The sequence below is a fragment of the Glycomyces buryatensis genome (assembly GCF_004912275.1).
GTDB lineage: Bacteria > Actinomycetota > Actinomycetes > Mycobacteriales > Micromonosporaceae > Glycomyces > Glycomyces buryatensis.
This window is the reverse complement of record NZ_STGY01000004.1, coordinates 1-19,875: the sequence shown is the minus strand read 5'-3', so window position 1 is coordinate 19,875 and position 19,875 is coordinate 1. Positions and strand designations below refer to the sequence as shown.

Annotated in this window: 18 protein-coding genes; 8 read left to right on the top strand and 10 right to left on the bottom strand. The window is 68.9% G+C overall.

Features of this window, described 5'->3' with window-relative positions:
- Nucleotides 1–317 precede the first annotated feature (317 nt).
- Nucleotides 318–2,237, top strand: a complete 1,920-nt coding sequence (locus FAB82_RS01165) for an HNH endonuclease signature motif containing protein (protein WP_136532710.1) — start codon at nt 318–320, stop codon at nt 2,235–2,237.
- Between the two features lie 89 nt (nt 2,238–2,326).
- Here the strand turns inward: FAB82_RS01165 and FAB82_RS01160 are convergent, their stop codons facing one another.
- Nucleotides 2,327–2,614: a hypothetical protein gene (locus FAB82_RS01160; RefSeq protein ID WP_136532709.1), complete on the bottom strand. Its 288-nt coding sequence runs from the start codon at nt 2,612–2,614 to the stop codon at nt 2,327–2,329.
- Complete coding sequence (locus tag FAB82_RS01155) at nt 2,607–2,927, bottom strand: hypothetical protein (RefSeq protein WP_136532708.1); 321 nt, start codon at nt 2,925–2,927, stop codon at nt 2,607–2,609. The genes FAB82_RS01160 and FAB82_RS01155 overlap by 8 nt, the downstream gene beginning before the upstream one ends.
- A 124-nt stretch (nt 2,928–3,051) precedes the next feature.
- On the opposite strand from FAB82_RS01155, the gene FAB82_RS01150 reads away from it, so the two are divergent.
- Together FAB82_RS01150 and FAB82_RS01145 are read left to right on the top strand one after the other, a co-directional pair.
- Nucleotides 3,052–3,966: a helix-turn-helix domain-containing protein gene (locus tag FAB82_RS01150; RefSeq protein WP_136532707.1), complete on the top strand. Its 915-nt coding sequence runs from the start codon at nt 3,052–3,054 to the stop codon at nt 3,964–3,966.
- Nucleotides 3,953–4,198 carry a DUF397 domain-containing protein gene (locus tag FAB82_RS01145; RefSeq protein ID WP_211116297.1) on the top strand — a complete coding sequence of 82 codons (246 nt, stop codon included), beginning with the start codon at nt 3,953–3,955 and terminating at the stop codon, nt 4,196–4,198. Before FAB82_RS01150 ends, FAB82_RS01145 begins: the two co-directional genes overlap by 14 nt.
- Nucleotides 4,199–4,313: 115 nt before the next feature.
- Here FAB82_RS01145 and ccsB read toward each other — a convergent pair whose 3' ends face one another.
- From ccsB to FAB82_RS01110, 7 genes are all read right to left on the bottom strand, one after another.
- Nucleotides 4,314–5,300 (bottom strand): c-type cytochrome biogenesis protein CcsB, encoded by a 987-nt coding sequence (gene ccsB / locus FAB82_RS01140; protein WP_136532706.1) that lies wholly within the window; start codon nt 5,298–5,300, stop codon nt 4,314–4,316.
- Entirely contained in the window at nt 5,297–6,928 is a 1,632-nt protein-coding gene (gene resB / locus FAB82_RS01135; RefSeq protein WP_246039396.1) for a cytochrome c biogenesis protein ResB, read from the bottom strand. Before resB ends, ccsB begins: the two co-directional genes overlap by 4 nt.
- Nucleotides 6,925–7,665 (bottom strand): cytochrome c biogenesis CcdA family protein, encoded by a 741-nt coding sequence (locus FAB82_RS01130; protein WP_136532704.1) that lies wholly within the window; start codon nt 7,663–7,665, stop codon nt 6,925–6,927. Before FAB82_RS01130 ends, resB begins: the two co-directional genes overlap by 4 nt.
- The gene (locus FAB82_RS01125) at nt 7,662–8,258 is read right to left on the bottom strand and encodes a TlpA family protein disulfide reductase (protein WP_136532703.1); all 597 of its coding nucleotides are present in this window, start codon (nt 8,256–8,258) and stop codon (nt 7,662–7,664) included. The genes FAB82_RS01130 and FAB82_RS01125 overlap by 4 nt, the downstream gene beginning before the upstream one ends.
- A gap of 1 nt (nt 8,259) precedes the next feature.
- Nucleotides 8,260–8,913, bottom strand: coding sequence for a histidine phosphatase family protein (locus FAB82_RS01120; RefSeq protein WP_136532702.1), 654 nt, complete (start codon nt 8,911–8,913; stop codon nt 8,260–8,262).
- Nucleotides 8,910–10,214 (bottom strand): glutamate-1-semialdehyde 2,1-aminomutase, encoded by a 1,305-nt coding sequence (gene hemL, locus FAB82_RS01115; RefSeq protein WP_136532701.1) that lies wholly within the window; start codon nt 10,212–10,214, stop codon nt 8,910–8,912. The genes FAB82_RS01120 and hemL overlap by 4 nt, the downstream gene beginning before the upstream one ends.
- A gap of 78 nt (nt 10,215–10,292) precedes the next feature.
- Nucleotides 10,293–12,128, bottom strand: coding sequence for an adenylate/guanylate cyclase domain-containing protein (locus FAB82_RS01110; protein ID WP_136532700.1), 1,836 nt, complete (start codon nt 12,126–12,128; stop codon nt 10,293–10,295).
- 595 nt (nt 12,129–12,723) lie between these two features.
- Here FAB82_RS01110 and FAB82_RS01105 point away from each other — a divergent pair.
- The 4 genes from FAB82_RS01105 (at nt 12,724) to FAB82_RS01090 (ending at nt 17,991) form a co-directional block, all read left to right on the top strand.
- Nucleotides 12,724–13,575, top strand: coding sequence for a lytic transglycosylase domain-containing protein (locus FAB82_RS01105; RefSeq protein ID WP_136532699.1), 852 nt, complete (start codon nt 12,724–12,726; stop codon nt 13,573–13,575).
- A gap of 103 nt (nt 13,576–13,678) precedes the next feature.
- A complete protein-coding gene (locus FAB82_RS01100) occupies nt 13,679–14,701 on the top strand; it encodes a GNAT family N-acetyltransferase (RefSeq protein ID WP_136532698.1) in 1,023 nt (340 codons plus the stop codon).
- A 123-nt stretch (nt 14,702–14,824) separates the two neighbouring features.
- Nucleotides 14,825–16,597: a potassium channel family protein gene (locus tag FAB82_RS01095; RefSeq protein ID WP_136532697.1), complete on the top strand. Its 1,773-nt coding sequence runs from the start codon at nt 14,825–14,827 to the stop codon at nt 16,595–16,597.
- Between the two features lie 137 nt (nt 16,598–16,734).
- Nucleotides 16,735–17,991, top strand: coding sequence for a trypsin-like serine peptidase (locus tag FAB82_RS01090; RefSeq protein ID WP_136532696.1), 1,257 nt, complete (start codon nt 16,735–16,737; stop codon nt 17,989–17,991).
- A 145-nt stretch (nt 17,992–18,136) separates the two neighbouring features.
- Here the strand turns inward: FAB82_RS01090 and FAB82_RS01085 are convergent, their stop codons facing one another.
- A complete protein-coding gene (locus tag FAB82_RS01085; protein WP_211116296.1) occupies nt 18,137–18,628 on the bottom strand; it encodes a GNAT family N-acetyltransferase in 492 nt (163 codons plus the stop codon).
- Between the two features lie 197 nt (nt 18,629–18,825).
- Here FAB82_RS01085 and FAB82_RS01080 point away from each other — a divergent pair, with 197 nt between their 5' ends.
- A complete protein-coding gene (locus FAB82_RS01080; protein ID WP_136532694.1) occupies nt 18,826–19,062 on the top strand; it encodes a DUF397 domain-containing protein in 237 nt (78 codons plus the stop codon).
- Nucleotides 19,063–19,875 lie beyond the last annotated feature (813 nt).

Sequence of the window (19,875 nt, the reverse complement as noted above, 5' to 3'; positions counted from 1 at the left end):
CTCGGAGTACGAGTGGTTCGGGGTGGAGCCCGGGGAGGCCTGCAATGGTCGCTGGCGCATCGGCAGAGTGCGGATTGTGGATGGTTGCTGTGCACTGAACTGCATCAGCGATGGAGAGGTGGGCTCGCCTCCGGGGTTCGTCGCCGAAGCGGGCGCCCCGCTACAACCGGCCGAGGACGGCGGGGCGTTTCCCTTTGCAGCGCTGGGGATTTGGGGGAAACATGAATGTTTTCTACCCGTGTGGGTGATGCCGCCGTGGGTCAGTTTGCGGATACTTGAATCAGCACACCAGTACGGATTCAGGGGAGGTGAACGACATGGCAGCCAGCACCGAACGCGCTCTGGGCCCCGGACTCCCCGAGACGACCGCTGCCGCGCTTCACGGCCGGATCGATGCCCTCGCTTCGCAGTCCCGCGCGATCGAGGCCGAGGTCCTCCGTGATGTCATCGCCTATACCTCCTCCGGCACGCATCGGAGCCGGGACGGGTTCTCCGGTATCCGGGACTGGATCATTGAGTGCTTCGACTTCCACCGCTCGGTCGCCGGTGCGATCGCCTCCATCGCCCGCCTCGCCCCCAAGTTCAAGGTGCTGACCAAAGCGGCCCGGGAAGGCACGGCCCGCATCGACGCGGTCGCCTACGCGGCCCGGCGCTTGGAGCGCGAAGGTCTGACCCGCCACGCCCGCACCCTCTACCCGGCCGGGCCCATCGAATCCCCCTTTGACGCTTCGGTGCCTTGCGCGACACCGGAAGAGCTCGTCCGCGAGTACTGCACCCACGCGCCCTTCGCCGACCTGGTCCAGCACCTGGACCGCCTCTGCGCCGACCTCCTCGACGACCAGTCGTTGAAGGATGAAGCGTCGCAGCAGACCCTCGCCTGGGTCGAAGCCACCCAAAGGCCCGACCGCATGTGGGACCTCCAAGGCAGACTCACCGAAGCCACCGGGGCGCTGCTGGACAACCTCTTCAAGACCGCTGTACCCCCGCCGAGCCAAGACCAGGCCGACGCCGACGGCCTCCTGCCCGCCGCCGCGAACCGCAACGCCGAAGCCCTTCACCAGGTCCTGGCCTCTTACGGCACCGACCCGGCCGCACCCCGGCGCCACGGCCACACCGCGACCCTCTCGCTGGTCGCCGACGTCGAAGTGCTGCGCGGCGAGGTCGACCTCGCCGCCTCGCCTGAGCGGACCCCGACCCTGGATGGCCGGGCCGTCTCGGTCTCCCGAGCCCGCCTCCTGGCCTGCGAAGCCGGAGTGATTCCCGTTGTCTTCGACTACGAGAAGGGTGAAGCGGTCGAGCTCGGCCGTGAAGAACGCCTCCCCAATACGGCGCTGCGCCGCAAGCTCGAAACCGAGCAACCAGACGGATGCGCTTGGCACGGATGCACCCGACCGGTCTCCTGGTGCGAGAGTCACCATGTCGACCACTGGATCGATGGCGGCAAGACCGACGCGGACAACCTGATCCTGCTCTGCCGTTTCCACCACGGCCGCATCCACACCCGACAATGGAAAGTGGAGAAGACCGGACCCGGCCAGGCAAGGATCACCCACACTCCCACCGGGAACACCGATGCCGACTGGGAAACCGACTACACCAGCGGCGCCGCCGCCTCGGGGCTGCCGACAGGACTCGACGCCTCCGAATACGCCCCGGCCTTCGAACACGAACTGAACGCCATTGCCACCGAAACCGAATGGCGGACGGCAGTCGATGCCGCCCTCGCGGCGCGAACCCAAGCCCGCCAAAGGTTCACCGACACCGAGACACCCACCGCCACAACGTCACCACCGGGACCGGCCAAAGCTCCAGCACTGTCAGGGACCAGGGCTGGAACAGCGGGCCCACTGCCCGGCACCGAAGACCTCGGACCTCCCCCCTTCTTACCGAGCCCCGGCACACCCGCCGGGGACCGCGAGAGAACCCCACCGACCCGTTCTTCACCAAGGGGAACGGGCCACCACCATGCCCAAGCCACACCCGAACCGCCACGGCCTCAATCGCACCGGCGCCCGCACCCGCACCCGGGGATACGCATCCGCACCACCCATTGCGGACGGGACCGGAACCGGAACCGAGATCAGCGAAGCTCCGGCCTCCCCCGTACACCGCCCGCCCCTGCTTCGGACCCCCGCCAATCCCCCCACCCCTCCATCGCTGACCGTCTGAAGCCCAACCGAACTCCCGCCCCGCCCCGGCAACGAACCCCCGAAATGGACCCACCTCTCCATCGCTGATGCAGTTCAGTGCACGGCGACCATCCGCACTCCCGCACCCCGCCAGCGCGCCCCTCCCATTGCCGGGCTCAACAGGCGGTCCATCGGGGTCACCGGGGCGTGGGGGCGTGGCCTGCGATGAGTTCGCGGGCCTGCGCCTCAATCCACGTGCACCATTCGTCGCCGTTCCAAGCGCCGCGCCATCTGGTCGACTCGCAGGGCTTGTTCGAGAAGATGCAGACCTCATTGGGCCCATTCCCGTCATCGCAGTCCACCCGCCAGCGCTTCGGCGCCGGGTGACCGGTGATCTGGAAGACGATGAAGGTCGCCGGGCCGCGCTTGAACGTGCCGATGCGCCTCTCACCGCCGGGCGGGAGATCGAAAGCGGTCTTAGCCATTACAGAAGCGCACCTTCCCCTTCGGTGGGCGCTGGCCGTTGTAGAAGGCCATGAACGCCTGGTCCTCGAACCAGCGCCGCCAGTCCTCCGAAGCGGTCCGCCACCCCTCGCCCCAGGTGGCGTGCAGCTGACCGGTGTTCAGGCCGGAGACGACCAGGACGATGTCGACCTGCTCGCAGTCCACACTGACCTGGAACGAATCCGGCGCCGATTGACCCGACGCATGCACGTTGAACACCCGTGTCCCATCGCTGAACCGGCCCCGCTCCGAGGACACCCGCTTCGGGCCTCCAGTTCGATCCGTGTCGCTCACGGTGGATCTCCTTCCGTTGTGCGGAACCCGCACCGCTAGTGAAACCCAACGTATGGCCTGCTCAAGGACCGACACAAGATCGTCTATCCCGCATGGACGGACCGCGCGGAATCCCCTGTGCGGGATGGCCGCAGCGGGATTTCCGACCGAAAATGTCGCGGTCTCGTTGACCTTCCGTGATGTCGCACCTACCCGTCATCATGGATCGATGGCGAATGAGAAGTTCTTGCAGCGCGAACTTGCCCGGACCCTCATCAAGTACCGCGAGAGGAAGGGCCTCACCAAGGAGGAGGCGATCTGGTTCCTCGGGACTTCGAAGGACATCCTGGGCAGCTATGAGAGCGGCAAGCTCCAATTCATGGAGCCCGGCATCGTCATCGGCTGGCTGTCGCAGTACGGTGCGCCGCAAGCGGTCATCGATGATGCGGCGGCCAAGGCGAAGTGGATTCGCCAGGGCAACCCGGCCAACTGGCAGGAGTCGGCGCCAGAGGGATTCGCGCGGTTCACGCAGATCGAACTGCTGGCCGCGACCATCGATATCCACGAAGACGCCTACGTGTGGGGACCACTTCAGACCCCCGGCTACGCCGAGGCGGTGCTGGCGACCAATCCCAACCTCAATGACGAGAAGCGTCGGGAGGCGGTGGGCTTCCGATTGCAGCGCGCCGACTCGCTGTTCGGTCGGCAGGCCGGTCCACCGCGGATGCGGATCATCATGTCCGAGGTGGCGCTGACCAGATTCAAGGGTGCCGACTTCTACGAGGACCAGATCGACAACCTCGTGCAGAGGAACCGGGTCGAGGGCGTGGACATCCATATCGCACTCCGAGAGGCGATCAATCCTTCTACGAGCTGGTCGTATCAGATCTTGTCGTTCGATGACGACCGCGACCCCGACCTTGTCTACATGGAGAATCTCTTCGGGGGGCAGTACCACGCCGAGAGCGACAAGGTGGCCTGGTGTCGTAAGCTTTTCTCTGCCACCGTCTCGGTGGTGATGGGGCTAGAAGAGTGGAGCGATTCACGTGCTGACAAGTGAGTGGAAGAAGTCCTCCCGCAGCAGCAATACCGGCGGCAACTGCGTCGAGGCCCGATACCTGAGCCGTGAGTGGAAGAAGTCATCTCGCAGCGGCAACAACGGTGGGGACTGCGTTGAGGCCCGTGCTCTCGAAGACGTCGTCCAGGTCCGGGACACGAAGCTCGGGGACGCCTCGCCGATCCTCGATGCCTCCCCCGCCGATTGGCGTGCCTTCCTCGCCACTGCCAAGTAGCGACTCTGGCGGTCCACGGCGTACTGATCACGAAGGGCCGGGCCCTCCCCCGAAACGGGAGGCTCCCGGCCCTGTTTCGTTGCTTCCGACCGCTTCGGGCCTTGCGCCCCGGCCGCTACACCCCGGAGTAGGAGTGGAGACCGTCGAAGACCAGGTTCACGGCGGTCAGGTTGAAGATCATGACCGCGTAGCCGAGGATCGCGATCCACGGGGCGTTGGCCTTCATGGACTTGCCGGAGACGCGGGCGTGCAGGTAGGCGGCGTAGACGACCCAGGCGATGAACGCCCAGACCTCCTTGGGGTCCCAGTTCCAGTAACGGCCCCAGGCGAAGTGGGCCCACACCGAGCCGGCGAAGATGCCGAAGGTGAGCAGCGGGAACGCGAAGACGTGGATCTTGAACGTCAGTCGCTCCAGCGCGGTCGCGTCGGGCAGGCGCTCGGCGATGTTGAGCGGGAAGCGGATCGGCTTCCCGTCGGAGACCTGGCGGTCGTAGCGGCGCTTGATCAGGTGCAGGATCGCGAAGACGCAGCCGATCAAGAGGATGCCGGAGGCGGCGATCGCGGCGGTGACGTGGATGATGATCCAGTACGAGTCCAGGGCCGGGACCAGCGGTCCGGCCTCGGTGTAGACGCGCACCGAGGTGCCCAGGACCATCGTGACCGCGAAGGTCGCGAAGAGTCCGAGCCGGCGCGGAACGGTACCGCGCGAGACGAGGACCAGCCAGGTCACCATGCCCGCCAGGGCGACGCCGACGGTGTACTCGAACATATTGCCCCACGGCCACCGTCCGGTGTAGACGACGCGGGTGATGATCGAGGCGGCCAGCGCGGCGGTGCCCAGGAACGTCAGGACCAGGCCGATCCGGCCCGCGCCGCGCGCGGCGGAGGGGGTGATCGGGGCGGACTCGGCTCCGGAGTCGGCGGAGTCGGCCGAGGTGCCCCGGTCGATCACCGCGTTGCCGGCGGCGACGAGTTCCTTCTCGCCCACGGCCTTGGAGGCCCGCTTGTCGAAGGCGTATTCGAGCGCGTAGGCGAACATCGCCGCCGCGTAGGTGAGGATGGTGGCGACGAACAGGGCGTTCGCCGCTTCGGCACCGGTCATGACTTGCTCCCGATCGGTTCGTCTGCATCGGATTCGGTCTGCCCCGGCGGCTCGAAGTCGGGCGCGATCAGGGCGGTGAGCTCGTCGCATTCCTCGTCGAGTCCGTCGAAGTCATTGCGTCCCAGTCCGGCGGTCTCGACGGTGCCGTCCGGGTTCCAGCGGATCCAGTATCGCCTGCGCCGCACTGCGAGGGTCGGCAGGAGGGCGGTGAGGAGGATGACCGCTCCGGCCAGGACGATGGGGCCGCCCGGGTCGTGGCGGACCTGGAGGACGGCGTACTGCTCGACGGCGTCGAAACTGAGGCTGGAGCCGTCTTCGAGTTCCATGGTGTCGCCGACGCCGATGACCTCGACCTCGTCGTTGAGCTGGTCGAGGTTGCCGGAGGCGATCTGGTCCTCGTTGATGGAGTAGACCGATTCGGGCTGCCCGTCGGCGAGGCCGAGGTTGCCCTGGTAGGCGGTGAGGGCGAGGACGGGGTTGTTCAGTTCGGGTTCGGACCCGATGAGCATCTGGGTCGAGTCGTCGTAGGTGGGGACGAGGATCGCGTCGAAGCCGGTCTCGGCGTCCTGGTCGACCTCGCCGGTGTCGGGGTTGTAGTTCGCGTCGGGGAACTTGAAGGCGCCCTCGGAGTTGAGGGCGGCGTCCATGGCGAGGAACGGCTGCCGGGCGGTCTGGGTGTTGCCGTAGCGGTCGGTGTAGGTGACGACGGCGGTGTAGCCGTGGCCGATGAGGAAGACGTCGGTGCCGTCGAAGCTGAGCGGGTGGTTGACGCGCAGGTTGTAGCTGCCGGTCTCGTCTTCGTTCTCGTAGCTGACCTGGGCGTCGTAGGCGGTGGGTCCGCCGTCGGTGAACTCGGCCTTGAAGGAGTCGAGCTGGAGGCAGAACCGGGGCAGGTCGGTCTCGTCGACGTAGGCGCCGAGGCCGTAGTCGTCGTACTGCTGGAGGTTGTTGCAGAAGCCGGAGGCGGCGCCTTCGGAGAGGATCCGGTTGCCGTACCAGCTGAAGAGGCTGCCGACGGCGACGCCGACGAGGATGAAGATGATGCTGGTGTGGAAGAGCAGGTTCCCGCTCTCGCGGAGGTAGCCCTTCTCGGCGGCGACGGTGACGGTGCCGTCGTCGTCTTCGCGGACGACGTGTCGCCACCGGCGCTGTTTGAGGACGGCGCGGGCCCGGCCCTGGTTGGCGCCCGCTGCGAGGCTGCGGTGGTAGGGCAGGATCTCCATCCGCTTGGGTGCCTGGGGGGGCGCGGCGCGGAGCGCCTTGAGGTGGACGCGCAGTCGCGGGATGATGCAGCCGACGAGCGAGACCATGAGCAGCAGGTAGATCGCGGAGAACCAGGGCGAGGTGTAGACGTCGAAGGCCCACAGCTTGTCGAGGAACGGGGCGAGGTCGGGGTGCTCGGTGTAGTAGCCGTCGACGTCGGTGGGGCTGACGGAGCGCTGCGGGAAGGTCGATCCGGGGATGGCGGCGAGCGCGAGGGCGAGCAGGAGGAGCAGCGCGGTGCGCATGGAGGTGAGCTGGTGCCACCAGCGGCGGCCGAAGGACTTGAGCCGCTTGAGGGGCCTCGATTTCCTGGGCCCCGGGTTATTGGGACCAGTGGGGCGCGGTTTGGCTTCGGTGGTGCTCACAGCCAGATCTCCCCGGCTCCCACGGTGGCGCGGAGCCAGTTGATGAAGGTGGTCCATTCGCCGGTGGCGAGCATGAGTCCGACGACGACGAGCATGGCGCCGCCGGCGATGGAGATGGCGCGGCCGTGCCGTTTGAGGAAGTCGAGGGTGGTCGCGAGCTTGTGCATGCCGAGCGCGAAGAGGATGAAGGGCGCTCCGAGGCCGACGCAGTAGGCGATCATGAGGCCGATGCCGCGGGCGGTGCCGTCCTGGATGTAGGCGAGGCCGGTGATGGCGGCCAGTACCGGCGAGGTGCAGGGGATCCACGAGAGCGCGAAGACCGCGCCGAAGAGCGGGGCGCCGGCGAGGCCGACGGCGGGGCGCCATCTGGGGGCGAAGCCCCGCTTGCCGCCGATGAGGCCGATGAACATGAGCCCCATGACGATCATGAGGATGCCGACGACGAATTCGAGGGTCTCGGAGTTCGCGTTGATGGACCGGCCGAGGGTCTGGAGGGTGAAGGTGATGGCGGTGTAGACGGCGGTGAAGCCGCCGACGAACAGTGCCGCCCCGGCGAGGATGCGGCCCTTGCGTCCGCCTTCGGCGAGGTCGGTGCCCGACAGTCCGGTCACGTAGGACACGTAGCCGGGCATGAGGGGGAGGGTGCACGGGGAGGCGAAGGAGACGAGTCCGGCGAGGGCGGCGACGCCGAAGGCGATCAGGAGCGGGCCGGAGGCGGCGGTCTCGGCGAAGTTCATGCCTCCATCACCTTGTTGATGTCGGCGATGAGGGTCTCGGCGTCGTCGATCTCGCCGCGCCAGATGGAGAACACGCGCTGCTCGGCGTCGATGACGATGGTCGCGGGGATGTCGTTGGGCGAGAGCCCGTAGTCCACGAACTGGTCGGCGACCTTGCCCGGCGCGTCCGACAGGGACGGGTATTCGATGCCGTAGCGCCGCTCGTACGCGGTGGCGGCGTCGTCGGTGTCGCGGATATTGACGCCGAGGAACTGGACGTCCTGTCCTACGAACTCGGCGGCGGCCTCGACGAGATAGGGGGCCTCGGCGACGCACGGGGGGCACCAGGAGCCCCAGAAGTTGACGACCAGGACCGAGTCGGCCCACTCGTCGGTGTCGATCTCGGTCTGGCCGTCGACGGCGGTGCCGGTCAGGCGGGGGGCGCCGAAACGCTCGGCGGGGTCGTCCCAGCGGTAGTTGGAGCCGTCGCCGGAGACGAAGCGTTCGCGGTTGATCTCGTTGACGCGGTTCGCGGTGTCGCCGTCTTCGCCGGAGCAGGCGGCTACCGCCAGCAGCGGGAGGGCCGCCAGCAGCGTCCTGCGACGCGCGCCCATGTCAGGCCCCCTTGGCCCGCTTGGCGGACTCGGACTTGAGGACTAGGTGGGCGGCCGGCTCGGAGTACTCGACGCGGTCGACCTTGTCGCCCTCGAACACCACGCTGGTGATCGACGCCAGCGAGCATTCGCGATGGCGCGGGTCGTGCCACAGGCGCTTGCGCTCGATGAAGCGGCGGACGGTCCAGATCGGCAGCTGGTGCGAGACGAGGACGGTCTCGCCGCCCTCGGCGGCGATGCGGGCCTGTTCGATCGCGGTCATCATGCGCCGGGCGATCTCGATGTACGCCTCGCCCCAGGAGGGCCTGAAGGGGTCCCGCAGGCGCCACCAGTACTTGGGATGGCGGAGCGCGCCGTCGCCGACACCGACCTTGAGGCCTTCGAAGGAGTTGCCCGCTTCGATGAGGCCGTCGTAGGTGGTCGTCTCCATGCGGTGGGAGGCCGCGATGGGCTCGGCGGTCTCCTGGGCCCGCTGGAGCGGGGAGGCGCCGACGTGGACGACGTCGCGCCCGGCGAGGCGCTCGGCGGCGGCCAGGGCCATCTCGCGGCCCAGGTCGGACAGGCCGAAGCCGGGGATGCGTCCGTAGAGAACACCGGTGGGATTGTGCACCTCACCGTGCCTCAGCAGGTGGACGATGGTCTTCGAGCCGCTCATGAGCGCACACTAGCCGCCGCTTCGGCGGCCCGCGGCAGAGCCTGTTCGATGTGTGACAGGGCTTCCTCGTCGATGGCGGTCGAGACGAACCAGCATTCGAAGGCACTCGGCGGCAGGTAGACGCCACCTTCCAACATGGCGTGGAAGAACGCCCCGTAGGCGTCCAGGTCCTGGGCCGACGCCTCCTCGAAGTTGCGCACCGGGCCCTCCCGGAAGAAGACCGAGAACAGGTTCGACGGGGCCGAGACGTAATGCGGCACGCCCGCTTTGGTGAGGGCGGCGGTCACCATCTGCTGGATCGCGGCGGCGGTGGCGTCGAGCCTGCGGTAGGTGGACTCGTCGCAGTTGCGCAGGGTGGCGAGCCCGGCGGCGACCGCGAGGGGGTTCCCCGAGAGGGTCCCGGCCTGGTAGACGGGCCCGACGGGGCTGATCTGCTGCATCAGGTCGCGGCGTCCGCCGAACGCGGCGGCGGGCAGGCCTCCGCCCATGACCTTGCCGTAGGTGTAGAGGTCGGCGGGGGCGGCCACGCCCGAGTAGGCGACGCGGAAGCCCGTCATGACCTCGTCCGAGATCAGCAGCGCGCCGTTTTCGTGGGCGACCTTGTAGAGCTTCTCGTTGAAGCCGTCCTGCGGCTCGATCGCGCCCATATTGCCCGGCTGGGCCTCGGTGATGATCGCCGCGATGCGGCCGGGATGGGCAGCGAAGACCGCCTTGACGGCCTCGATATCGTTGTAGGGCACCACGATCGTGTCGGCCGCGGCGGAGGCGGGGACGCCCGGCGAGTCGGGGTGGCCGAGCGTGGCGACGCCGGAGCCGGCCTGGGCCAGGAAGTAGTCGGCGTGGCCGTGGTAGCAGCCGGCGAACTTGACGATGGCGTCCCGGCCGGTCGCGGCGCGGGCGAGCCGCACGGCGCTCATCGTCGCCTCGGTACCCGAGGAGACGAGCCGGACCTGCTCGCAGGGGGTGCGCCAGGCGATCCCCTCGGCCAGTTCGACCTCGCCGAGCGTCGGCGCGCCGTACGAGGTGCCCTTGGAGGCGGCGCGGACGAGTGAGGCGACCACGTCGGGGTGGGCGTGGCCGAGGATGAGCGGCCCCCACGAGGCGACCAGGTCGATGTAGACGTTGCCGTCGACGTCCCTCATGCGGGCGCCGGACGCGTCGGCGATGAAGAGCGGGTCGCCGCCGACGCCCCGGAAGGCGCGGACCGGCGAGTTCACGCCGCCGGGAATGACCCGGACGGCACGCTCGATATAGGCGGCGGAGGTGGTGGTCTCAAGCGGCGCGGGTTGCCAGTCAGTCACCGCTCAAGAATCTCATACCACCCACCGGTACCCGTAGCTCTGCTGAGTTGCGGTAGCGCAACACATACGACTGCGCAACTAATACGACCGTACGGACGCACTCGTGCCGGAATCGGCGAACATGACGGCACACAGGTGGATGAGACGACCGCGCGGACGCACTCGTGCCGGAATCGGCGAACATGACGGCGCGCAGGTGCGTGAGACGACCGCGCGGACGCACTCGTGGCTCTCGGCAGCAGCGCGCCCGCGCCGGATCGCGTCGTCCCCCCTTAACGAGGCCGTGCGCACCAGCCGGCCGATGTCGACCACGTTGACCAGGCGCCTGGAGAGGCGCACCGCCGCCGCGACCGGTGGGACGGGGGCCGGCTGCACCTCGGCCGGGCCCCCGAGGAGCCAGCGCACCGGCGTGGGAACCCGGTACAGGGCCTGCTCCATCGCGGGCCGCTCGATCACGACCAGCGCGACGTCGACCAGTTCGACCAGGGCCTCCAGGCTCCCGTCCCGCTGCCGCGACAGGTCCAGGACCTCATCGACCGTCGCACCGCCGGAGCGTTCGGCGAGCTCCAGCAGCACCTCCCGGGCCGGGCCCGAGATGAGCGCGATGGCCTCGTCCACCGAGGCCCGGAACCGGCCGCCGGCGTCGAGGATCGCGAGCGGGTCGTCCCGCAGGCGCCGCAGCGCCGCAGCCGGCGAGGCGAACGCGGTGTAATCCGCCAGCGCGCTGAGGGCGGGCACGAAGCCCTCGACGGCGGCGGCCAGGCCCCGGCATTCGGCCGCGCTCCACACCGCTCCCCGGTCCTCGCACAGGCCGGAGACGAGTTCGGCCGCCAGACCGTGGGGCAGGAGCGACAGCGCCCGCTTGGCCTCGCCGGGCAGTTCGAGCGGCCGCACCCCGGCGGCGAGGATCCTCAGGTCGGGGCATTCGCGCAGGAGCTTCTCGACGGCCCAGGCGTGGTCGCGTTCCACGTCGTCGATGACGAGGAGGTCCGAGCGTCCCTTGAGGTGGCAAATGGCCGACTCGAGGGGCCGCAGGAGCGGATCGGGTCGCCGGCCCACCGCCTCCAGGATCGCGGTCCCCAGGTCGTCACCGGGGCGGCAGTACCAGACGCCGCCACCGCAGATGCGCAGCCGGCGCCGCGCCCAGGAGGTGATCAGTGTGGACTTGCCCGAGCCATGGAGGCCGGTGACGGTGACGAGGCGGTACTTGTCAAAGGCCCGGTCGAGCGCCTGGTACTCCTCAGGCCGGTCGATGGGGATCTTGAGGTCGGCCGGCAAATGGTGTTTCAGAGGCTGAATGGGCGGCGGCGGGAACTCCACCGGCAATCCCGGGGCTCCCAATTGGACCAGTTCCGTGACGCCGGGCAGACCCCGCAGTTCGAAGGCGCCCAAGACTTCTACGCTGCGATGCGGATCGAGCCCGGCGGCGGTCACATGCTGGGACGAGGCCAGGATCTGGTCGCCGTGCGCGGCGGAGCAGATCCTGGCGGTGCGGTGGACCTCCGGCGTGGCGTAGCCGCCGGCCGACGGCCAGGCCTCACCGGTGTGCAGTCCCATGCGGACGCGCGGCCGGATCGGTCCGGCCCCGCGCCCGAGGTCGGGCCATTCGGCGCCGCGCAGGGCGGTCTGGATGTCAACGGCCGCACCGGCGGCGTCGGCGGCGTCGGCGAAGACGACGAAGAACGAATCGCCCTCGGTCTCGATCTCGGTGCCGCGGTGGGCCGCGAGGACTTCGCGAATGAGGGCCCGGTGCCGGTGCAGGACGATGCGGTAGTGCTCGGCCCCGAGTCCGGAGGCGAGCCGGGTGGAGCCCTCGATGTCGGTGAACATGAACGTCACCTCCCCCGCGGGGAGGGAGGCGCCGACCTGTGGCCTGAGCTGGCCGGCGGCGGCGGGAAACGGTGCGGTGGTCAAGGTCGAATAGGCTGTGTCGGTAAGGATTGCCTGAGTCGTGTCCACGTTGTCTATCAACTTTCGTTCAGCCCCCGTAAGCCGGGCTGTGGCGCGCTGATGCGCGGACACAAGCCCAGCGGCCTCACTGTGTCTCCCCCATCTCAGTCGGTTACCGGATGTGACGGGGAATCAGACGCCTTCGGGCGGCCCGGGGCCCTGTGCGCTCAACGTGAGGCGGACTATCCCGTGGTCTGCTCGTGGCAGTGCTCGATCCCGACGGTCGACGGTCCCAGGACCCGCGCGGCGCGGTCCCGCCCCGGGGCCCGGTGGGGAAACGATCGAGCCCCGTCGCCGGTAGCGGGCTTATTCGGACAGAAACAAGATTGTTCGAGGGCAGGCGTTGCCGCCGCGATCGAACATAGGGAATACTCACGTGCAGCATTCATTCGGAGGCGATCGCGTCGGCCGGCACCGCCGCCGCGGCACCGGGTGCATACTTGCCACCGTTGCCGTTTCGGCCCCGCCGCCTCCGCGCCCGGGCGATTTCGAGTTCGGGCCCGCCGGGACCGGGCCCACGACGTGAAGAGTTGAAGAACAGAAAGGGACACCCGTTTCCGTGCGGTTCGCAGACCTCCCCCGCAGGCTCGCCTCGCTGCCCTGGAAGGCGCTCAAGGCGACCGGGCGCGGCATCCGGGCCGGATTCCGCGGCCTGCGGTCGCACGTCGGCCGCCTGGCCGTGCAGTGCGCGGTGACCGCGCTGGCCCTCGCCGCCTCGCTGGGGGCCGGCTACTACCTCGTCCCGACGGCGGGCCCGGCCTGGTCGTACGGGTCCGAGCCCGAGCCGGAGGCCGAGGAGGCCCCGCTGGTGCTCACCCCCGAGGACGCCCCGGCCGCCGGGCTCCCGGCCGAACCCGACCAGGCCCCGGGATCCGAGCCGCCGTCGCCTTCGGACTCGGCCTCCACTCCCTCCGATGTGGCCAACGACCTCGACACCTGGGCCGGGTCGCTGACCACTCTGGGCATTCCCGAACGGGCGCTCGTCGCGTACGGGCGGGCCGAACTCGTCTCCTCCGTCCTCAATCCCGGCTGCAACCTCTCGTGGACGACCCTCGCCGGCATCGGCGCGACCGAGACCAACCACGGGACCACCGGCGGCAACCGGATCCAGTCCGACGGGACCACGCTGACCGACATCATCGGCTCCACCTACGGCGAGATGGGCCCCATGCAGTTCCTGCCCGACACCTGGGAGCGCTGGGGTGCCGACGGCAACGGCGACGGCGAGACCGACCCGCACAATATCGACGACGCCACCGTCGCGGCCGCGAACTACCTGTGCCACGACGAGCACGACATGACCACGCCCGCCGACTGGTACGACGCCGTTTTCAGCTACAACCACGTCGACACCTACGTGCAGAAGGTCTACGACCGAGCCGACGAATACGGCAAGCAGAGCACCGCATGAGCGGCGGCCCCAGCAATCCGGCCCGGGCCACTACGGCCGCGCCGCCGGAGCGCGGTACCGGCTTGGGGTTCCGCGGGGTGCCGATATCGGGTAAGGATGAGAGATGCCCCTGAAGCAGCTCGTGCCCAGCGAAATGACAGCCGATGACATCCGGGACTGGTGCTCGGTGCTCAACGACATGACCGCCGCCGACATGCCCGCCGAGCCCAGGTGGCGCACCGACCGGCTGCGGGACTACCTCGTGGGAACCCTCCCGGACGACCGGCGCTTCGCGTTCCTCTACCGCGACGACGACGGCGACCTCATCGGCCACGCGAGCCTCATCATGTTCGGCGGCGACCAGGCCGGGACCGGCGTGGTCGAGATGTCGACCCGCCCGTCCGCCCGCGGCCACGGCGTCGGCAAGGCCTTGCTGCGCGCCGTCGCCGCCTGCGCCAAGGCCGAGGGCTGCCGGACCCTGTCGGTCGAGGTCATCGCCACCACCCCGGCCGTCGGCTTCTACGACCGGGTCGGCTTCAAGCGGGCCGTGGTCGAGCAGCGGCACCTGCTGCGCTGGGCCGACGTCGACTGGGAGAAGATCGAGCAGGCCGCCGGGCGCCTGGCCGCCGGATACCGGCTCGAATACCACGCCGGTGGCGTCCCCGAGCGCCTGTTGGACACCTACGCAGGCGTCAAGGCGAACCTGCGCGCCAACGCCGACGTGGCCGTCGTCCCCGAATGGCGCGGCTCGGCCCAGGCCGACCGCCTCCGCGACTCACTGGCCACACTGGAGCGGCGCGGGATGCGCTCGCACATCGTCGTCGCCCTCGCCGAGCCCTTCGGCCACGTCGTGGGACTCACCGAACTCGTCGTCGCCGCCCAGCGGCCCACCCGCGCCGACCAGTACGACACCGTCGTCGACCCGGCGCACCGCTCCTACGGCCTCGCCATGTCCATGAAGGCCAGGCTGCTCACCGAGCTGCGCCGCGCCGAACCGCAGCTCACCGACGTCCAGACCTGGACCATCGAGACCGCCGACGACGTCCGCTGGATCAACTCCGAACTCGGCTTCGTCCACGACGTCGACTGGTACGACTACGAGGCCGACGTCGACAAGCTCATCGAACGCATCGAACGCGACGCCTGAGAGTCCCTGTCCCCCGAGCGGGGGAGGACTGCCCGTAGCCGCTCAATGCCCGGCACTGCCATTGTCCCCCAAGCGGGGACGCTGGGGACCGAGCGATTCGCCCATCGTCCGTAAACTGCTTTCATGTACCCCGATCTGAGGCGTCCTCCCCCCGACGAGGCCTCGCAGTCCGAACGTCTCATCATCGTCGTCGGCGACAACGGCCTGACCCTGCGCTTCATAAAGAACCTGACCGGGCGGTTCTCCTTCCGAGTCGTCGCCCTCCTCTCGGACACCCCCGGAACCCAGCGCGCCGAAATCGAGCGGGAGGCGGAGGACAACAGCCGCCTCAACATCGTCAAGGCCCGGCGCGTCACCCCCGAGACCATTCTCAAGGCCGGCCTCTACCACGCCTACGCGGTAGCCCTGATGAACCAGGACGACGTCGAGAACCTCCACCTCGCGCTCAGCGTCCGCGAACTCTCCCGGGACCTCGAAGACGACACCCCGGCGCGCCTGATCATCCGCATGTACAACAAGGGACTGCGCGACCACATCCAGAACCTCCTCGGCGGCGAGGGCGTCTTCGTCGAGTCCGACGCCGACATGGTCGCCCGCACCTACGCGGCCGCCGCACTCCAGCAGATCCCTCCCGGCGACATCCTGATCTGGGGCCGACGGCTCTACCTCACCCGTGTGCCCCACGAACGGGCCGAATCCCAATGGGTGGTCGCCAACGGCTACGGCCGCATGGAGATGCTCCCCGAGGACCGGGACGAGTCCGTGCGGATCCTGTGCCTCCAACCCTCGGGCCGGCGCAGCTGGATCCGCCCCAAGTGGGAGAAGGCCCTCCAGTTCTGGCGCCAGAGCAGACACGCCGTGGTATCCACGCTCAAGCGCAAATGGGGGCTCGTGCTCGCCGCGGGGCTGCTGGCGGTCACCCTCGTCACCAGCGGCGCGATCCTCATGCACTACCAGAGCCAGGCGAACCCGGTCGACAGCGTCGGCGACGCCGTCTACCTGGTGTCCATGCTGGTCGGCAGCGGCCTCGACCCCGAGATGGCCGCCCACCGGTGGCTCAAGGTCACCCACGCGGTCCTGGTCCTCAGCGGGGCGCTCATCGTCCCGGTCCTGACCGGTGCGATCGTCCAAGTCGTGGTCGAGCGCCGCTACGCGCTCTCCGAAGGGCGAATGCTCAGGGCCGTGCGCGACCACGTCGTCGTGGTCGGACTCGGCAACCTCGGCACCCGCGTGGTCGAGACGCTGCGCAACGACCCCGACCAGAACATCCAGGTGGTGGCTATCGAAAAGGACCGCGACGCTCCCGGCGTCCAGGCCGCTCGCAGAGCCGGAGCGCAGGTCCTCATCGGCGACGCGAGCCGCCCGGAGACGTTGCGGGAAGCGGAGATCGAAAAGTGCCGGTCGCTGGTGACGATGGCCAGCCAGGATTCGGCGAACCTCGAGACCGCGCTGGCCGGGATCGACCTCCGCTCCGACCTGCGCACCGTCATGCGGATCTACAACGACGATTTCGCGAAACTGGTGCGCCAGAACCTGAACAAGGGCACCCCGCCCGGCACCGCCTCACCGCACCACTCCTACAGCGCGCCACAGGTCGCGGCGGCCTCGTTCGCGCGGGCGCTGACCGACGACGAGATCCTGGAGACGATCCCGGTCCGGGAGCACAACGCCTACATCGCGGAGGTCACGGTAGAGGAGGGGTCCCTACTGGACGACGCTTACGCCGGGAACGTGACCGCGTTCGGCTCGATCCGACTGCTGGCGATTCGCAAGGGCCTCACCTCCAAGGCCGTCAGCTGGAACCCGACCCCGTCCTTCCGAGTCAAGGCCGGAGACAAGCTCCTGGTCCTGGTGACCCGGGCGGGTCTCAATGACATCCGGGGCCGCTGTCGGTAGGCAGGCAAGGGAGTCGGCAACGCGCCCTTCGCAGGAGGCCCGTGTCCTGAGTCTCCCGGTCCCACGGGGGAGAGGCGCAACTTCTCCCCCATTCATTCGTTGAACCACCGATACATCTCTCACGAAAGGAGCCGGCGGTGGCGGCACGAGTGCGGAAACCAGGACCGGGACGGGTGCGGGCGAGCGGACGGGGACGCCGCAAGCTGGCCCTCGCGGGCTTCGCGGGGACGCTGGCGGTGGCGGGGGCGGCCATGGTGGTCCCGGGGGCCCTCGCCGAGCAGCAGACCGACGGCGGCCTCGGCCAGGCGGTCGAGCAACTGCCCGTCGACGATTCGCTGCTGGGCCTGGTCGATGTCGGGGAGACCGTGGACGTCGCCGAGTCGCTGACGTACGCCGACCCGATCGAGTCGAACACGGTGGAGCTCTCCGAGCCCGGGGCCAGCTACGTCAAGGTCCACTTCGAGCGCCTGCTGCTCACCGACACCGACTATGTGACGGTCTCCAGCCCCGACGGGGCCGAGTCCTACCGCTACGAGGAGTCGATGGTCGACGACTGGGCCACGTCCATCAACGGCGACACCGCGATCGTCGAGCTCCACCGCACCGCCCGCCAGTCCACGTCGGCGGTGCTGGGCGCGGTGGTCGACAAGGCTGCGTACGGCTTCCCCGAGGAGGTCCTGGACGCCGTCATCGACGACAAGCACGACCGGGACCGCCCCGAGGAGAGCATCTGCACCGACGACGACAAGAAGCCCTCGCCCTGCTACGAGAACTCCTATCCGGACGTGGTCGACCATGCCGAGCCCGTAGCGCGCCTCTTGATCGACGGCACCATCCTGTGCACGGCGTTCCGCGTCGGCGACCGGAACCGGATGCTCACCAACCATCATTGCTTCTCCGAGACTCCGGAGGCCCAGCGCACCGAGGTCTGGTTCGGCTACGGCTGCACCTCCTGCGACGGCAGCGGCGAGACCGAACCGGTGAAGGTGGGCGGCAAGCGGGTCGTGGCGACGTCGAAGGACCTCGACTACACGCTCTTCAGCGTGGACGACTTCAAGGCCGTCAAGGGCTTCGGCTCCCTGGAGCTCTCCGACACACCGGCGACCCGCGGCGAGGCGATCTACATCCCCCAGCACCCGGCCGGACGCCCGACCGAGATCGCCATGGAGTCGTCGGTGGACGGCGGCAACTGCGTGGTCAAGGACGCCGTCTACGACGGCTATGTGGCCGCCAGCGACGTGTCCTACTACTGCGACACCGAGTTCGGCTCCTCCGGCTCCCCGGTGCTGTCAAGGGACACGCATGAAGTCGTGGCGCTCCACCACTTCGGAGGCTGCCCCAACTCCGGAGTGGCGGCGGGCCTGATCGCGAAGGATCTCAAGAACCTGATCTGACAGGACGCGAGCGAAGCGGGGCACGGGTGGAGAACCCGTGCCCCGCTCGCAGTATCAAAGGGAAGGATCCGGACGCTTCAGCAGGCGGACGCGTGCCGCGATCCAGACTCGCGAAATCATGTGCAAGTCTGGGAGCACGTGCCGGTCATGAGGCTGACGCCAGTGGTTGCAGCTCGCGTCGCATCTGCACACAGGTCGTCTCGTACCGCTCGATCCGACCGCCCGGAAGCTGCTGGTCCCAACCGTCGGCCACGGTGCCGTAGGCGGTGTAGCCGAGCCGTTCGTAGAAGGCGCGGTTCCCCGCCTCGTGCTCCTCATAGCGCAGCTCCGCACGGAAGCGCCCGCGAGCCCGGATGCGGTCTTCCAACGCGCCGACCAGCAGCGTGCCGATGCCGCAACGCTGCAAGAGCGGGTGCACGGCCAGCTGCCACAGGTAGCCGGCGTCGGCGAACGGGACGAAGTCGACCCCACCGATCGCCACCGGGCTCCCCGAGGGTGCGCAGACCGCCAGATAGTCGACCTCGCGCGCCTCGGCCCGCTCGAGTTCACCGGCCACGGCCGCGAGATGGAGCGGTCCGCCCGACCATCCGCAATCGGCCAGGTCGTCCCGTGTCAGGTCACGGATTGCCAGAGGCACCGTCAATTCGCGGTGCTCCGCTGTCTCAGCACTCCTCGGCCGGTTCCCTCGTCGCTCCATGCGGCGAGCACGCCAGTACAGGCTCAGCACCGCAACGGGTATCGAGGCGGCAAAAGCGGGCCGACCTAAGTCGGACCTGCTGCGGGGCCGCTGATCTAGGCGGGTTTGATCTGGAGTTCCGTGACGATCGTGGACACATGCGAGCGGCGGGTCGGGCGCGGGCGCCGGAGGCGGAGATCGGCCGGGGTGAGGTCGAGAGCTCCCGGAGCGACAGCGGGAGCAACGGGCAGTGCGTCGCTATCGCCGTCCTCGGCGGCGAAGTCGCCGTGGGAGACACCAAGACTCCTGTCGCCGACAGCTACGCCCACCTCCGCGTAAGCGCCGCCGACCTCGGCGGCCTGCTCTCCGGAATCAAATCCGGCGACATCGCCTAGCTCGCCCGGCCCGGAAAGACCCGGCGCACTTCCCACTGCCAGGGAAGCGCGCCTATTCATTCCGATTCATTCCGACGGCCTCTCCCACCCTCAGCGATGGAGTGGTGGTGGGCCGGTCCGGGGTGCGCCGCCGGGGATTGGTGGCTTTTCCGTTGTCGTTCAGGCTCGCAGCGACGGAGGGACGGGGAAGGTCGGTTGGGGTGGTGTGCCGGGGTGGGGCTGGTCGTCGGTGCAGGTTCGGGCTCGCAGCGATCGAGCAGTGGCCGACCGGTCCCGGGTGTGTTGCCGGGGCCAGGTCGGAAGGTGCCAGGCTGGGGTCGGTCTGCGGTGTGGCGCTGGCCGGGGCCGGTGGCCTGCGCTGCCGGGCCTCCCGTGCGGAAGTGTCGGCGGGGCAGGGGCGTGGCGTGGTCGAGCCCGCGTTCGTCATGGTCGGCATGGCTGTCATGGCCGTCGTGCCTCCCTTCCCGTGTCCCGCTTCGGTCATCACGCATCGGCCTCTCGGCTCTCGGTTCTCGGCCTTCGCGACTGTCGGTCGTGCCCTTCCTCTGAGGGGCTTCGCGTCTGCGCCGGTCTGTTCCGGCCAGGTGCAGCCCATCGGGAGGCATCACTTCCACCGGTCGGTCCCGACCGAGCAAACGCCACCGGAGACCATCCCTCTCACCGGTCCGTTCCGGTGGAACGGGGTCGTTCAACGAGCGTCCCGCGCACCGGTCCGGTCGGTCGAGCGCAGCCCCGCTTTCGGGGCGTGCTGACCGGCTGGTCCGGTCGTGTACTGGTCGCTTCGGTCCCGTGTCCCGTCTGGTGTGCAGGCGG

Coding starts and splice junctions, on each gene's coding strand:
- FAB82_RS01095 (WP_136532697.1), top strand. CDS start 14,825: ATGTACCCCGATCTGAGGCGTCCTCCCCCCGACGAGGCCTCGCAGTCC.
- FAB82_RS01080 (WP_136532694.1), top strand. CDS start 18,826: ATGCGAGCGGCGGGTCGGGCGCGGGCGCCGGAGGCGGAGATCGGCCGG.
- FAB82_RS01120 (WP_136532702.1), bottom strand. CDS start 8,913: ATGAGCGGCTCGAAGACCATCGTCCACCTGCTGAGGCACGGTGAGGTG.
- FAB82_RS01165 (WP_136532710.1), top strand. CDS start 318: ATGGCAGCCAGCACCGAACGCGCTCTGGGCCCCGGACTCCCCGAGACG.
- FAB82_RS01100 (WP_136532698.1), top strand. CDS start 13,679: ATGCCCCTGAAGCAGCTCGTGCCCAGCGAAATGACAGCCGATGACATC.
- FAB82_RS01150 (WP_136532707.1), top strand. CDS start 3,052: ATGGCCGCAGCGGGATTTCCGACCGAAAATGTCGCGGTCTCGTTGACC.
- FAB82_RS01130 (WP_136532704.1), bottom strand. CDS start 7,665: ATGAACTTCGCCGAGACCGCCGCCTCCGGCCCGCTCCTGATCGCCTTC.
- FAB82_RS01160 (WP_136532709.1), bottom strand. CDS start 2,614: ATGGCTAAGACCGCTTTCGATCTCCCGCCCGGCGGTGAGAGGCGCATC.
- ccsB (WP_136532706.1), bottom strand. CDS start 5,300: ATGACCGGTGCCGAAGCGGCGAACGCCCTGTTCGTCGCCACCATCCTC.
- FAB82_RS01125 (WP_136532703.1), bottom strand. CDS start 8,258: ATGGGCGCGCGTCGCAGGACGCTGCTGGCGGCCCTCCCGCTGCTGGCG.